At 62.2% G+C, this 13506-nt stretch carries 16 protein-coding genes; 10 read left to right on the top strand and 6 right to left on the bottom strand.

The genetic code is table 11. The annotated features are described in order from the left end of the window. Positions 1–58: 58 nt before the first annotated feature. From J0I79_RS06490 to folE, 3 genes are all read right to left on the bottom strand, one after another. Complete coding sequence (locus J0I79_RS06490; protein WP_292855862.1) at positions 59–1030, bottom strand: patatin family protein; 972 nt, start codon at positions 1028–1030, stop codon at positions 59–61. Positions 1031–1114: 84 nt separating this feature from the next. Beyond that, entirely contained in the window at positions 1115–1576 is a 462-nt protein-coding gene (hisI, locus tag J0I79_RS06485; protein WP_292855821.1) for a phosphoribosyl-AMP cyclohydrolase, read from the bottom strand. A 36-nt stretch (positions 1577–1612) separates the two neighbouring features. Continuing rightward, positions 1613–2245 (bottom strand): GTP cyclohydrolase I FolE, encoded by a 633-nt coding sequence (folE, locus tag J0I79_RS06480; RefSeq protein WP_140734689.1) that lies wholly within the window; start codon positions 2243–2245, stop codon positions 1613–1615. A gap of 240 nt (positions 2246–2485) precedes the next feature. On the opposite strand from folE, the gene J0I79_RS06475 reads away from it, so the two are divergent. Next, a complete protein-coding gene (locus J0I79_RS06475; protein WP_292855818.1) occupies positions 2486–2932 on the top strand; it encodes an iron-sulfur cluster assembly scaffold protein in 447 nt (148 codons plus the stop codon). Then, on the top strand, positions 2929–3429 hold the full coding sequence (locus J0I79_RS06470; RefSeq protein WP_292855817.1) for a cell envelope integrity protein TolA: 501 nt from the start codon (positions 2929–2931) through the stop codon (positions 3427–3429). The genes J0I79_RS06475 and J0I79_RS06470 overlap by 4 nt, the downstream gene beginning before the upstream one ends. A gap of 30 nt (positions 3430–3459) precedes the next feature. Here the strand turns inward: J0I79_RS06470 and J0I79_RS06465 are convergent, their stop codons facing one another. Continuing rightward, positions 3460–4365 carry a LysR substrate-binding domain-containing protein gene (locus J0I79_RS06465; protein WP_292855816.1) on the bottom strand — a complete coding sequence of 302 codons (906 nt, stop codon included), beginning with the start codon at positions 4363–4365 and terminating at the stop codon, positions 3460–3462. Positions 4366–4458: 93 nt separating this feature from the next. On the opposite strand from J0I79_RS06465, the gene J0I79_RS06460 reads away from it, so the two are divergent. The 6 genes from J0I79_RS06460 (at position 4459) to J0I79_RS06435 (ending at position 10343) form a co-directional block, all read left to right on the top strand. Next, positions 4459–4617, top strand: a complete 159-nt coding sequence (locus tag J0I79_RS06460) for a hypothetical protein (protein WP_292855815.1) — start codon at positions 4459–4461, stop codon at positions 4615–4617. Positions 4618–4699: 82 nt separating this feature from the next. Continuing rightward, positions 4700–5098, top strand: a complete 399-nt coding sequence (gene yidD, locus J0I79_RS06455) for a membrane protein insertion efficiency factor YidD (RefSeq protein WP_292855814.1) — start codon at positions 4700–4702, stop codon at positions 5096–5098. Positions 5099–5477: 379 nt separating this feature from the next. Beyond that, a complete protein-coding gene (gene blaOXA, locus J0I79_RS06450) occupies positions 5478–6296 on the top strand; it encodes a class D beta-lactamase (protein WP_292855813.1) in 819 nt (272 codons plus the stop codon). A gap of 148 nt (positions 6297–6444) precedes the next feature. Beyond that, entirely contained in the window at positions 6445–8421 is a 1977-nt protein-coding gene (thrS, locus tag J0I79_RS06445; RefSeq protein WP_292855812.1) for a threonine--tRNA ligase, read from the top strand. Between the two features lie 86 nt (positions 8422–8507). After that, positions 8508–9446 (top strand): GNAT family N-acetyltransferase, encoded by a 939-nt coding sequence (locus J0I79_RS06440; RefSeq protein WP_292855811.1) that lies wholly within the window; start codon positions 8508–8510, stop codon positions 9444–9446. Between the two features lie 90 nt (positions 9447–9536). Further along, positions 9537–10343 carry an outer membrane protein gene (locus J0I79_RS06435; RefSeq protein ID WP_292855810.1) on the top strand — a complete coding sequence of 269 codons (807 nt, stop codon included), beginning with the start codon at positions 9537–9539 and terminating at the stop codon, positions 10341–10343. Between the two features lie 11 nt (positions 10344–10354). Here the strand turns inward: J0I79_RS06435 and J0I79_RS06430 are convergent, their stop codons facing one another. Then, complete coding sequence (locus J0I79_RS06430) at positions 10355–11317, bottom strand: hypothetical protein (RefSeq protein WP_292855809.1); 963 nt, start codon at positions 11315–11317, stop codon at positions 10355–10357. Between the two features lie 154 nt (positions 11318–11471). Here J0I79_RS06430 and J0I79_RS06425 point away from each other — a divergent pair, with 154 nt between their 5' ends. Together J0I79_RS06425 and J0I79_RS06420 are read left to right on the top strand one after the other, a co-directional pair. After that, on the top strand, positions 11472–12056 hold the full coding sequence (locus J0I79_RS06425) for a nitroreductase (RefSeq protein WP_292855808.1): 585 nt from the start codon (positions 11472–11474) through the stop codon (positions 12054–12056). Then, positions 12057–12665, top strand: a complete 609-nt coding sequence (locus J0I79_RS06420) for a flavin reductase family protein (RefSeq protein WP_292855807.1) — start codon at positions 12057–12059, stop codon at positions 12663–12665. A 13-nt stretch (positions 12666–12678) separates the two neighbouring features. Here the strand turns inward: J0I79_RS06420 and J0I79_RS06415 are convergent, their stop codons facing one another. Further along, positions 12679–13392 carry a TetR/AcrR family transcriptional regulator gene (locus J0I79_RS06415; RefSeq protein ID WP_292855806.1) on the bottom strand — a complete coding sequence of 238 codons (714 nt, stop codon included), beginning with the start codon at positions 13390–13392 and terminating at the stop codon, positions 12679–12681. Positions 13393–13506: the final 114 nt, after the last annotated feature.

Raw genomic sequence — 13506 nt, 5'->3', positions numbered from 1 at the left:
CGTGACATCGCGTCGCCAATGACGACGGAGGATGCCGAGGATGCCGAATGGGTTCGTGCTAGCCGAGAACCGCCTGCAGCCGGGTGAGCTCGCCGATCTGCGCCATCGTCGCCTGGTAGCCAAGTTTGATGGCTTCGTCGGCGCGGTGGAACTCGGTCAGGCCGATATGGCTAAGCTTGGGCTGCAGCGACATGTCGGGCGGATCGCCGGCAAGCCTGGCGCGCGAGATGCGGTCCTGGATGATGTTGAAGGCCTCGACCATCACGCCCGTGATGCCGAGGCGCGTCTGATGCGACTGGTGGTCCGGGTCCAGGTGGCCGGAACGCGGCGCGTCCTTTTCGACGACCAGCTCGCCGGCGCTGTGTTTGATCACGGCGGCGCGGCCGAACAGGTCGTAGTGGAGGTTGACGGCTACAACGAGCGGCTGCTCGTAGGCGCGGCAGACCGACACCGGCACCGGATTGACCAGCGCCCCGTCGACCAGCACGCGGCCATTGCAATTCACCGGCTCGAACACGCCGGGCAGTGCATAGGATGCGCGCATGGCTGTTATCAGCGAACCGCTCGACAGCCAGATCTCATGGCCGGTACGGATTTCCGACGCCACACAGACGAATGGCTTGGGCAGATCCTCGAAACGGATGCCGTTGACATGTTCACGCAGGCGGGCGTCGAGCTTCATGCCGCCGAAAAGACCGTTGCCCCGCAGATTGAGGTCGAGCAGGCCGAAGATGCGCCGCCGGGTCAGGCTGCGAGCGAATTCTTCAAGCTCATCCAGTTTGCCGGCGAGATAGCAGCCGCCGACCAGCGCGCCGATCGAGGTGCCGGCGATCATCGAGACTTCGATACCGGCTTCGTCGAGCGCACGCAGCACGCCGATATGGGCCCAACCCCGGGCGCAGCCGCCGCCGAGCGCGAGCGAAATTCCTGTTTTCCTGGGAGGTTTGGTTTCGGATGCGCCGCCGGATGAGGACAGGCCGTTGGCCTCCCTGACATCTGGTCTGTTACGCAATGACGCCCATTCGAGCATCATGATCTCCCTTGTCCCAAGCCTAATATACGGACCGCCCGTATCGAAATGATGAATCTGTGTGGTTGATGTCTGGCAGAAGGTTCAAGCCGATGGTTTCCGATATGTGGTTTCCGCATCGAACAGCGGCTTGCTGCCGTCGTCGGCAAGCGTCCCCTTGCCGTCGACCAGCCCCACCGTCCGATAAAAGCAGGAACGCCGGCCCGTATGACAGGTTGCGTCGTGGCCCAACACTTTCACGCGAAGCCACAATGCGTCCTGGTCGCAGTCGGTGCGCATCTCGACGACATGCTGGAGATTGCCCGAGGTTTCGCCCTTCTTCCAAAGCGCGTTGCGCGAGCGCGACCAATAGTGGGCGATGCCTGTCTCCAGCGTCAGCGCCAGCGCCTGGGCATTCATGTGCGCGACCATCAGCAGCATGCCGTCGGCGGAATCGGTGACGACGACGGTAACCAGACCGGCGCTGTCGAAGCGCGGTGAAAACACCGCGCCTTCTTCCAGAGCCTTCTTGTCCGATGGAGCCTTTGAAAATTCCAGTGCCGACATCGCCGGTCCTTGAGCTAGCGATGCCGGGCGAGGCGCTTACGCCCCGCCGCGCACCATGGTGACGAAACGGACCTGCTCCTCGGGCGTGTCCTTGAACACGCCGGTGAAGGTGGAGGTCAATGTGGTGGAACCCTGCTTGCGGATGCCGCGCATGGCCATGCACATATGCTCGGCCTCGATCATGACGGCGACACCGCGCGGGTTGAGCACATCCTGGATGACGCCGGCGATCTGCGCGGTCATAGCCTCCTGCGTCTGCAGGCGATGGGCGAAGATGTCGACGACGCGCGCGATCTTGGACAGGCCGACCACCTTGCCGTCAGGCAGATAGCCGACATGCGCCTTGCCGATGATCGGCACCATGTGGTGCTCGCAATGCGAATGGAACTGGATATCCCTGACGATGACGAGGTCGTCATAGCCGGCGACTTCCTCGAAGGTGCGGCCGAGTTCCTCGGCCGGGCACATGTCGTAGCCGCCGAACATTTCGCGATAGGCCTTGGCCACGCGCTTGGGCGTGTCGATGAGGCCCTCGCGGTCGGGATTGTCGCCGGTCCAACGCAGCAGCGTGCGCACGGCGGCCTCGACCTCGGCTTCGCTAGGCCGGTCGGTGACCGGCTTTTCCATGTATGCGGACTGGGGCATGAGTTTCTTTATGACGGCATCCATAAAAGGCGTCTCCCGTAGTTCCTCTCCAAGGAGGAACGAGTTGAACGGACCACGACCTTTCGGTGTCGGAAACTCGCCCCGTTTCCAGCCCCGTAAGCGGCGTGAACTTCCCGGCCAGGACAGCGGCGCTCATCGCCTTGTCGTTACCGGACTGCCAGCATTATATAAGGTCGTAGCGAGCGAAAGGAAGACACTGCAGCGGCAATCGCTGTTCGCTTGGCGGCGACGGATTGGAAAATAATGATCAACGACGTCTACAACGCGAAAATTCTCGGTTTCGCCGGAAACATCGCCCGCATTGGCCGTCTCGACCACCCCGATGCGACCGCGAAGGCGCATTCCAAGCTGTGCGGTTCGACCGTCATCGTCGATCTGAAGATGCAGGATGGCGTTGTCACCGATTTCGCTCATGACGTGAAGGCCTGCGCGCTCGGCCAGGCGTCGTCCTCGATCATGGCGCAGCATGTGGTGGGCGCCAGCGCCGAGGAATTGCGGGCGGTGCGCGAGACCATGCTGAAGATGTTGAAGGAGAATGGCGAGCCGCCGGAAGGCCGCTTCGCCGACCTCAAATATCTGGAGCCGGTGCGCGACTACAAGGCGCGCCATGCCTCGACCATGCTGACCTTCGATGCTGTGGTCGACGCGATCGGCCAGATCGAGAAGAAGCGCGCCGAAGAAGCCGCGTGAGCGCGCGCCTTGATCCCGCCGTGACGATCGGCCTTGGCGAAAGCAACTCCGATTCCTCACGCCATGGCCCTGTTCTCGCAGCCACTCTTGCCGCTTTGCTGCTGTCGGGCGGTGGCTCAAATGCTGCCGAAATCACGGTCCAGCGAGACATAGCCGACTATCTCATGAAGGCGATCCAGGTCTGCTGGAACGTGCCTGCGTCGGCAAAGCACGTTGCCCATGTCGAAATCAGCCTGAACAAGGACGGGTCGCTCGCCGGTCCGCCGAAAATTGTCGGCCCCGTGACACCGTCACGGGATGCGGTTGCCGAAGCCGCCATCCGGGCAATCACGCGCTGCGCGCCGTTTCCCGGGCTGGCTTCCTACACGGCACACTATGATCTGTGGCGCGATGTCGTGCTCACATTCAACCCTGCGGAAGATACGGCGGGTGCGCCTGCGAAGATGGACGCGACCGATCTGGACAAGCTTCTCGAGAAATACAGGAAGGCGAAGTAGCGGGTCCGCCGGCAGGCTCCGGGCTGCTGCCTATGACGACCGCCTGCTTGCGGCAAACTCGCTTCTCACCCAGTCGGCGAACGCCGCGGCCGGTTCGGCGAGATCGCGCAAATTTCTCGCCACCAGCCAGTAGGAGCCGGAGGCGACGTCGATGTCGAACGGCTTGACCAAGGTGCCGGCCGCGATCTCCTCGCCGATCTGCAGGAGATCGCCCAGCGCCACGCCATGTCCAAGCAAGGCGGCCTGTTTCGACAGCGATGCATCCGCCAGCATCGGGCCACGCGCGGGCACGGCTTCGGCAGGCACTCCGGCTGCCTCGAACCAGCGTGCCCATCCCTGACGGTTTTCCTCGTGCAGAAGCGTGTAACGGGTGAGGTCAACCGGCTTCTCTAGGGGCGGGCCGGACGCCAGCAGGGCTGGCGAAAGGACAGGAGAATCGACCGTCGAGGCAAGCTGCTCCGCCTCGGCGCGCGGCCACGACGTGGCGTGCGCGCTGAAGCGCAACGCAAGTTCTGGTTGGTCGCCGCGGAATTCTATCAACCTTGGCTCGACCTCGAGAGAGACGTCGATATCGGGCCGCAATTGGCGAAAGCGGTTGAGCCGGGGCACCAGCCACACGGAAGCAAGCGACGGCTCGACACTGACGCGCACCACCGACTGCACGGGGGCTGCGATCAATTCAGAAAGCAACCTGTCGATGCTGTCGAAACTGCGGACCAGTTGAGCGAGCAGGCGCCGGCCGGTGTCCGTCAATTCCACACGCCGATGGTGACGTTCGAACAGGGGCTGGCGCAGGAAGGTTTCGAGTTCGCGGATCTGCCGGCTGATTGCCGCCTGCGAAACGAAAAGCTCCTCGGCGGCCTTGCTGAAGCTCAGGTGCCGCCCCGCTGCCTCAAAGCTTCTCAATGCCGTCAACGGCAAGCGTCCGCGCTTCATTTCGCATAACCCAGGATTATCCGAAATGGAAATTATACTCGTTTGAAGGCGAAGGCCAGCGGCGGTCTAATCTCTCCCTAAAGGAGATCGACCATGATCCAGTTCCTGAACATTTTCGGCGACGTCATGCGGATCGCAACGTTCCAGTGGCGCGAAGAAAGCCATCACACGAGGCGCTGCGGCGAGCCTGCTGACTTTGACCGGTGGTCTCATCCGATAGCCAGGCAGCCGTTTCGCCGCTCCCGTCCATGATGCAAGGCGAGGAGAGATCGGGATTGCGTTCTCCTGACGAAGCCCACATCTATCGCAGGGAATACGCGACGCGGAGATTTCGGTGCACGACCAGCATCGGCATGCGCATACAGCCGGACCGCCGAGGCGCGGCCGCAACTGGGCCGGCCCGTGGCGCAAGACGCCCGGTCGTCTCTTCGGCACGTCGTTCGTGCGCCTCTACCAACTGACGCTGTCCGGCTTTGTCGGCAATTCCTGCCGGCACCTGCCGACATGCTCGGAATATGCCCATGAGGCGATCGCCCGCCATGGCCTGTGGGCCGGCGGCTGGATGGGATTGTTCCGGGTGCTGCGCTGCGGTCCCTTCGGCACGCACGGGGTCGACCTCGTGCCGGAAGCGCTGGCGGACCGCTATGTCTGGTTCATGCCGTGGCGTTACTGGCAAATCGGCAGGAAAGCTGGCAAGGCCAACAGCCGAGGGCCGTCCGGAAACGGGTGGTGATGCCTGCGGCCTGAGGCGACACTGAGACCTCAAGATTGTGAGGTCTCCCGATGATGTCGCTGTTTCTTGCCTTGCACATACATGCTTCAAAAAGCGGTGATGGATTGTTGCCCGAATTCCTTGGAGCAACCCCGTGCCCGCGCTGTCTGGCGAAAACCAGGAATGAAAACGCCGGGAGCTCCGGCCCGTTCACAAAAGGCGCGTCAAAACCCGATCCGCAGCCGCGCAAGACCGATCGACGGCCGGTCATACTCTAGGCTGCGTTTACGATCCGGTAGGGTTAACGCGAGCCTGCACAAAGACTGCGCATTTGAGACAAATTCGAGACAAGAGACCCCGCTAAGCCCGCTTACGAATCCCCCTCTGGAGCGAGCATCCCATGCGCAACATCGATCGTCTTCCCTTCATCATGGCCGGAGTGCTGTTCCTGCTCGCCTGGTTGCTGGGATTTCCGATGCGCGCCCAGTCGGCGCCGCTCGGCGATGTCAAATGCACGCTGATTGCCGACGCGGCGAGCGGCAAGACGCTCTATCAGGAGGGCATCTGCGACCAGCGGTTCAGCCCCGCTTCGACATTCAAGGTGCCGCTTTCCCTGATCGGCTACGACGCCGGCATCCTGACCGACGAACACACGCCGACATGGGACTACAAGCCGGAGTTCAACGCGGTGAAGCGGGACCAGAAGTCAGTCGATCCGGTGATCTGGGAGCGTGATTCCATCATCTGGTTCTCGCGCGAGATTACCCGCAGGCTCGGCAGTGAGAAATTTGCCGGCTATGTATCGAAATTCAACTACGGCAATTCGGACGTTTCGGGCAATCCCGGCAAGGACGATGGGCTCACACGTTCCTGGGTCAATTCTTCGCTCAAGATCACGCCGGTTGAGCAGGTTGCCTTCCTGCGTCAGATGCTCGCCGGCAAGATGCCTGTTTCGGCCAAGGCCCATGAAATGACGCGCGCCATCATCCCGAGCTTCAAGGCCGGCGATTGGGCAGTTCAGGGCAAGACCGGCAGCACGAGGCTCGGAGAGGCCGGCAAGGATAAGCGCTCGCTCGGCTGGTTTGTCGGCTGGGCGCAGAAGGACGGCCGCCAGATCGTGTTCGCCCGGCTCGTTGTCGACACCAAGCGGACCGACATGCCGAAGGGATTGGCGACACGGGCCGCGTTCCTCAAGGACCTGCCGCAACTGATTGACTGAGCCGGGCTTTACGGCGGCGCCATCTGCTCATAAAAGACTGCCGCCGCCGGACGCCTCCGGCTAACCTGATGCAGGTCGCCGACGTAAGCTGCCGACGATCTGTACTTTACCACCCGCGCTCGTTTGCGGGACTGGATAGGAGATACCGATGCTGAATTCCGTTTCCCTGACATTTCCCGATGGCTCCGTGCGCGACTACGACGCGGCGATGACCGGCGCTGGCCTGGCCGAATCGATCTCGAAGTCGCTGGCCAAGAAGGCCGTGGCCTATGCGATCGACGGCACCGTGCGCGATCTCTCGGACCCGCTCGGCAAGTCCGGCAAGGTCGAGATCATCACTCGCGACGATGCGCGCGCTCTCGAGCTTATCCGTCACGACACGGCGCATGTGCTGGCGGAAGCCGTGCAGGAATTATGGCCGGGAACGCAGGTCACCATCGGGCCGGTGATCGAAAACGGATTCTATTACGATTTCGCGCGCAACGAACCGTTCACCCCGGACGATTTCCCCGTGATCGAGAAGAAGATGCGCGAGATTATCGCGCGCAACAAGCCGTTCACCAAGGAAGTCTGGACGCGCGAGCGGGCGAAGAAAGTCTTCGCCGACAAGGGCGAGCGCTACAAACTCGAACTGATCGACGCCATTCCGGAGGACCAGGATCTCAAGATCTACGCGCAGGGCGACTGGTTCGACCTTTGCCGTGGCCCGCACATGGCTTCCACCGGGCAGATCGGCAACGCTTTCAAGCTGATGAAGGTGGCCGGCGCCTATTGGCGTGGCGATTCGAACAATCCGATGCTGACGCGCATCTATGGCACGGCCTGGGCCGACCAGGCGCAACTCGAAGCCTACCAGACGATGCTGGAGGAGGCGGAGAAGCGCGATCACCGCAAGCTTGGCCGCGAAATGGACCTGTTCCATTTCCAGGAAGAGGGGCCGGGCGTCGTCTTCTGGCACGCCAAGGGCTGGAAGATGTTCCAGAACCTGGTCAATTACATGCGCCGCCGCCTCGACGAGCAAGGCTATCAGGAAGTCAACGCCCCGCAGGTGCTCGACAAGAGCCTGTGGGAGACCTCGGGCCACTGGGGTTGGTATCGCGACGCCATGTTCAAGGTGACCGTCGCCGGCGACGACACCGACGACGACCGCGTCTTCGCGCTGAAGCCGATGAACTGCCCTGGCCACGTGCAGATTTTCAAGCACGGGCTGAAGTCCTACCGCGACCTGCCGGTAAAGCTGGCGGAATTCGGCAATGTGCACCGCTACGAGCCGTCGGGCGCGCTGCATGGGCTGATGCGCGTGCGCGGCTTCACGCAGGACGATGCGCATATTTTCTGCACCGAGGAGCAGCTGGCGGCGGAATGCCTGCGCATCAACGACCTGATCCTGTCGACCTATGCCGATTTCGGTTTCGACGAGATCAGTGTCAAGCTGTCGACGCGGCCGGACAAGCGCGTCGGCACCGACGAGGCCTGGGACCATGCCGAGGCGATCATGGGCAGCGTGCTGGAGACGATCCGTACGCGCTCCGGCAACCGCATCAAGACCTCGATCAATCCGGGCGAGGGCGCTTTCTACGGGCCGAAGTTCGAGTATGTGCTGAAGGACGCCATCGGCCGCGAATGGCAATGCGGCACCACGCAGGTCGACTTCAACCTGCCGGAACGCTTCGGCGCCTTCTACATCGGCTCGGATTCGGAGAAGAAACAGCCCGTCATGGTGCACCGCGCCATCTGCGGTTCGATGGAGCGCTTCCTCGGCATCCTGATCGAGAACTATTCCGGCCATTTCCCGCTGTGGTTCGCACCGTTGCAGGTGGTGGTGGCGACGATCACTTCGGACGCCGACGCCTACGCCACCGAGGTGGTGGCCAAACTGAAGGCCGCCGGCCTGTCGGCGGAGGCTGACCTGCGCAACGAGAAGATCAACTACAAGGTCCGCGAGCACTCGCTGGCCAAGGTTCCGGTCATCCTTGTCTGCGGCAAGCGCGAGGCGGAGGAGCAGACGGTCAACATGCGCCGGCTCGGCTCGCGCGATCAGGAATCGCTTGGTCTTGCCCAGGCGATCGCTCAGCTTGCGGATGAGGCGATCACGCCCGACCGCCGGCGCAAGCGCGCCGCCTGATACAGAGCACTCTCGATCGAAATGGCGGTGGAGCGATCCACCGCCATTTTCATATCCCTGTCACGACAACCTTGTAACGAGCCCCGATGCTCAAGCTGAAATCGCGCGAACGACCGTTCCCCGAGCTTTCCTACGCCAATCCGCGGCAGCCGGCGCTGACGCGCTGGGTCATCCATTCGATCGAGGGCCTGTCCGGCCGCGATCGCTTTGCCGCGCTCTATGATTTCTGGCGCCGTCAGGTGGTGCCGACGGGCGAACGTATCTTCAGCCGCATGCTGGACCTCATCGACGTGCGCGTGCGAACCGCCGACCAGTGGCCGCCGAAGAACCTGCCCGATACCCCGCTGGTGATCGTCGCCAACCATCCCTTCGGCATCGGCGACGGTATTGCGGTGCTTTCGCTGGTGGAGCAGCTCGGGCGCCCGTTCCGGGTTATGATCCACAAGGATCTGCTCAAGATCCGCGAGATGGAGCCCTATTCGCTGCCGATCGATTTCTCCGAGACCAAGGACGCGCTGAAGAACAACATGGCGGTGCGCCATGAAGCGGTGCGGCTGCTCAGGGAAGGCGTCACCATCGTGGTATTCCCGGCCGGCGGCGTCGCGACCGCGCCGAAAGGCTTTGGCCGGGCGCGCGATCTGCCGTGGAAGATGTTTCCGGCTCGTCTCGTCCAGGATGCCAAGGCCTCGGTCATTCCGATGCATTTTTCCGGACAGAATGGCAGGCTGTTCCATCTGGTCAGCGGGCCGATGAACATGGCCGAGCGCGACGGCCGCGTGGCCAAATTCGTGGGAAGGGCCTCGCTGACACTGCGCCTTTCGATGCTCATCCATGAATTCGCGCGGCTGTCCGGCAAGGCAATCGATGTGCGCGTCGGCGACGTGCTGCCCTGGAGCGAGCTTGAACCGCTACGCGACCGCAAGGCTTTGCTCGACCGCCTCTATCGCGGTGTCTTCGATCTGGCGCCGAGCTTGCCGCGCCGCCGGCTTCCGTTCCTTCCGGCGCGGACCAAACTGGCCGCCTGAGCAAGACTGGCACCAAATATACGACGCGAGTTGCTTCGCGGACACAGTCATTGGTTGCGCCGCCTGCTACGAATAGAGCGGGCAAGGGCAATGTCGATGAAGACCATAAAAAGCCTCGGCTTGGCGAGTGTGATCCTGGGTGTTGCCGGTGGGATCGCAATCAATGTCGCTGTGGCGGCGGATTTCAACGCCTCGTCGCCGTCTTGGACCGGAAGTTACCTCGGCGCAAATGTTGGCTATGGTTGGGATTCGGGCGGTGTTGATCTGTCAGAAAGATCAACGGACCCTGCTCTCGACGGGTTCCTCGCGGCTATTGCCGGCATAGGTCTTTTCCCAACGTCGTTGTCGCCGAAAGCACAAGGCGTCATTGGCGGTGGTCAGGTTGGTTATAATTGGGAATTGCAATCAGGACTGGTTGTTGGTCTCGAGGCTGATCTGCAGGCTTCCGGCATAAAAGGGTCCCTATCCGAGGTTAGGTCTCCCCAATTTTTCGACACAACTGCGACCGGAGTGGGCAAGCAAATCGACTGGTTTGGGACGGTGCGTGGTCGCGCGGGTTATCTGGTCAACCCGCAATGGCTGATCTACGCCACAGGCGGTTTGGCGTATGGCAAGACCAGTCTCAATTTCAATACGGCTGACATAACGTCAGGCTGTCTGGCAGATGCGTTTATTTGTGCGGACCAGACGTCGTCAAAAGTCAAATTCGGCTGGACGGCGGGCGCCGGTGTGGAGACAATGTTGGCGCCAAACTGGAGTGTCAAGGCTGAGTATCTCTACGTCGATCTTGGCCATCGGTCCTTCGATGCGGTCTCGAACACTCCCATCATCTTCACCTCATCGGCTGCCTTTCACGAGCAGATCGTGCGTGTCGGGTTGAACTATCATTTCAACTGAGTGACGGTCGCCTAATCCGCGCCTTCCTCGGGGTCCATCGCGGCGGCTTCGGTCGCCAGAACCTCGATTTCCTGATTCTGTCCGGCAACCACCGTGAAATCCTTCTGGTAGATGCGGTCGCGGTTCTTGGCGATAATCGTATAATCGCCCTCGGCCAGCACCAGGGAGGCGAAGGCGCCTACGGTTTCCTTGATCGGATCGCCGGATTCGTTGAGTAGCGACCACGACGTATCGGCGATCGCTTCGCCGCCGGTCTCGCGCACCAGTTTCATCGTGATTTCGGCTGCGTGATGCTCGACAGTGGCTTCCGTCAGCTTGCCGGCCTCGACGCGAATGTCGGAGCGGATGACGGCGTTGACCGCGCCATAGGTCGAGACGACGTGGTAGATGCCTGCGTTGAGCCGCACGACACTGTTGGGCTCGACATCGGGAATGATCAGCGCGCGGTCGCCATTGGGCTCGGCGTGGCCCTCATAGATCGAGAAACGCAGTTTCTTGGGCGGAATGCGCACGCCGCCGGAGAGAACCGCGTCGAGCTTCAGGCCGCCGGCATCGAGCACCACGCTCTCGCGTTTGGCGTCCTTTCCGACGGTGATGCGCTTGGTAGCGCCCGCGCGGCCATAGGAGGCATGAACCAGGTAGCTGCCGGGTTCGAGCTGAAAAACGGCCGTCCCGCCATGGGCAGAGGCAACCATCGGCAATTTGCCATTGACGGCTTCCGGCTTGAAGACGCGCCAGACGAGGCCGCGGGTGATATCGGTGCCCTTGTCGGTCAATTGGGCGGAAAGCGTGATCGCGCCACCGCCGCCAATGGCCAGCGAGGTCTCACCCTTCGGCGTCGCATAGCTCGATATGCCCGGAAGTTTCAGGTCGCCGACACCGTCCTTTTCCTGCGCAAGCGCAAGGGCCGTCGGCGCCATGAACAGCATGGTGCAGAGCCAGACCAGGAAAAGACGCAGGCGCCCCTCAAACATGTCTTGCGTTGAAGCCCATGGCGGTGGCAATTTCAAGGCTTAAGAGTCCGATCCGTGTCTCTTCAGCCCGGCGCTTTCGCGCCTTTGCCCGAGCCGCCCGAATTCCCGATGGTGCGCTTCAGCTCAAAACCGAGTGTCTAGGAGACTTGCGCCCATGGCGTGGCCGATCATCGACTTCCTGCTGACCCGCAATTCCGCGCCGATTCCCGAACTCAAGGAGCCGGCACCGAGCGATGCCGATGTCGCGACGATGATCGCGGCCGCTACAAGGGTGCCTGATCATGGCCGGCTCGAACCCTGGCGCTTCATCCTCTATCGCGGTGATGTCCGCGTCGAGATCGGCAAGAAGCTGGCCGAACTCGCCGAACAGCGGGAAGGCCCGTTGCCCGAAGGCCGCCGCAACCAGGAGCTGGCGCGGTTCTCGCGGGCGCCGCTGGTGATCGGGGTAGTGTCGGTACCGAAGGAGAGCCCGAAGATCCCGCAATGGGAAATGTTCCTGTCGGGCGGCATGGCGGCCATGAACCTGATGATATCAGCCAATGCGCTGGGCTATGGCACCAACATGATCAGCAACTGGTATTCCGATGTTGCGGAGGGCAGGGCGATACTCGGGCTGGCGCCGCAGGAACGCGTCGTCGGCTTCATTCACATCGGCTCCTACGCCGGGCCGGCGCCGGAACGCCCGAGGCCCGATCCCGCCAAGCTCTACGCCGATTATACCGGGCCCTGGGCGGGCTGAATGTTCTACGAGCCGTCCAAGGGGCATGGCCTGCCGCACGATCCGTCGAAAGCGATCGTGGCGCCGCGCCCGATCGGCTGGATATCGACATTGAACAAGGCGGGCGAGATCAACATCGCACCGTACTCCTTCTTCAATGCCGTTTCGACGCGCCCCTTCATTGTCTGGTTTTCCTCGGAGGGCGAGAAGGATAGTGCCTCCTTCGCGCTGGAAACCGGCGAGTTCGTCGCCAATCTGGTCAGCCGCGATCTTGCAGAGAAGATGAACTACACCTCGGTCAATGCGCCGCGCGGCATCAACGAGTTCACCTATGCCGACCTTGCCATGGCGCCGTCGCGTCTGGTGCGTCCGCCGCGCGTGGCGGCGGCGCCCGCGGCACTCGAATGCAGGGTGACGGAGGTCTTTCGCCCCAAGGGACTGGACGGAGCGCCGACCAGCGCCGTCGTCGTCGCCGGCGAGGTGGTCGGGGTGCATATCGACGATGCCTTCCTGAAGGACGGCCTGTTCGACATTACCAAGGCCGGCAACGTCGCCCGCCTCGGCTACATGGACTATGCCAGCGTCGACGAGGTCTTTTCGATGCGCCGGCCTCGCTGGGGCAAGGATTAGGGTCCGGACTTGGTCATCCTATCTTGCCGGCGTCTTGTCGCCGCCGGGCGGTCATGACGGCCCTGACATAACCGGCTTCACTGATCCGGATGCTTCCGTCGGGGAGGCCGAGTATGCGGTCGAGAGCGATCTCGTAGAGCCTGACGCGTCTTTCCAGGGCTTCAATCGCAACCTCCATGTCGGCATCGCCGCCGTTTATCGCCTTGGCCACGACATCGTGCGTGGCCATGCCGAACTGCATGACGATGTCGGCGACACCCTCCGGATCGAAGGTCTTGAAGGTGCCGTCCTCGACACCTTGCCGGATGATCCTGACCAGCAAGGGTGTAAACGATGCGCTCGCTGCCAGGTTGATGCGGTGGAAAAGCACCAGATTCTCTGGCCGGAATATCGTCTCGAAAAGGGCCCAGGCCTCCGGCGCGGTATCGATCTTGGCCCGCCGCGACTGGGCGAGCAGGCTATTCAGGCGGCCAAGCGAATCGAGGCCGGGGTCGCCCGATATGTGCTGGACACCGGCCATCGCCTGTTTCGCGAAACGATCGGCCAACGCCTCCAGCAGGGCCTCCTTGGAGGCAAAATAGTGATAGAAGGCGCCCTTCGAGATGCCGGCGGACGCTATGACATCGTTCAGGCTCGCCCGGTCGTAGCCCTGCGTCAGGAACAGCGCCTGGGCATGGTCCAGAAGTTCTTCTCGCCGTAGTTCCGGATGCTTGATCACACGGGGCATGACGAAACCTTCTGCACGCGATGGCCGCTTTCGTCCAGCCATTCCGGCGGCTCGCTTGAATTGTAGACCAATGGTCGGTATAACAGACCGGTGGTCTAATTCAGCCAATGCCGG

Source organism: Mesorhizobium sp. (assembly GCF_017306585.1).
Taxonomy (GTDB): Bacteria; Pseudomonadota; Alphaproteobacteria; order Rhizobiales; family Rhizobiaceae; genus Mesorhizobium.
The sequence above is the reverse complement of the archived record's forward strand: the minus strand, read 5'-3'. Positions and strand labels throughout refer to the sequence as shown.

What these genes read in the sequence shown, in the direction of transcription:
- J0I79_RS06490 (WP_292855862.1), bottom strand. Translation starts at nt 1,030, where the DNA reads ATGCTCGAATGGGCGTCATTGCGTAACAGACCAGATGTCAGGGAGGCC.
- hisI (WP_292855821.1), bottom strand. Translation starts at nt 1,576, where the DNA reads ATGTCGGCACTGGAATTTTCAAAGGCTCCATCGGACAAGAAGGCTCTG.
- folE (WP_140734689.1), bottom strand. Translation starts at nt 2,245, where the DNA reads ATGGATGCCGTCATAAAGAAACTCATGCCCCAGTCCGCATACATGGAA.
- J0I79_RS06475 (WP_292855818.1), top strand. Translation starts at nt 2,486, where the DNA reads ATGATCAACGACGTCTACAACGCGAAAATTCTCGGTTTCGCCGGAAAC.
- J0I79_RS06465 (WP_292855816.1), bottom strand. Translation starts at nt 4,365, where the DNA reads ATGAAGCGCGGACGCTTGCCGTTGACGGCATTGAGAAGCTTTGAGGCA.
- J0I79_RS06460 (WP_292855815.1), top strand. Translation starts at nt 4,459, where the DNA reads ATGATCCAGTTCCTGAACATTTTCGGCGACGTCATGCGGATCGCAACG.
- blaOXA (WP_292855813.1), top strand. Translation starts at nt 5,478, where the DNA reads ATGCGCAACATCGATCGTCTTCCCTTCATCATGGCCGGAGTGCTGTTC.
- thrS (WP_292855812.1), top strand. Translation starts at nt 6,445, where the DNA reads ATGCTGAATTCCGTTTCCCTGACATTTCCCGATGGCTCCGTGCGCGAC.
- J0I79_RS06440 (WP_292855811.1), top strand. Translation starts at nt 8,508, where the DNA reads ATGCTCAAGCTGAAATCGCGCGAACGACCGTTCCCCGAGCTTTCCTAC.
- J0I79_RS06435 (WP_292855810.1), top strand. Translation starts at nt 9,537, where the DNA reads ATGTCGATGAAGACCATAAAAAGCCTCGGCTTGGCGAGTGTGATCCTG.
- J0I79_RS06430 (WP_292855809.1), bottom strand. Translation starts at nt 11,317, where the DNA reads ATGTTTGAGGGGCGCCTGCGTCTTTTCCTGGTCTGGCTCTGCACCATG.
- J0I79_RS06425 (WP_292855808.1), top strand. Translation starts at nt 11,472, where the DNA reads ATGGCGTGGCCGATCATCGACTTCCTGCTGACCCGCAATTCCGCGCCG.
- J0I79_RS06420 (WP_292855807.1), top strand. Translation starts at nt 12,057, where the DNA reads ATGTTCTACGAGCCGTCCAAGGGGCATGGCCTGCCGCACGATCCGTCG.
- J0I79_RS06415 (WP_292855806.1), bottom strand. Translation starts at nt 13,392, where the DNA reads ATGCCCCGTGTGATCAAGCATCCGGAACTACGGCGAGAAGAACTTCTG.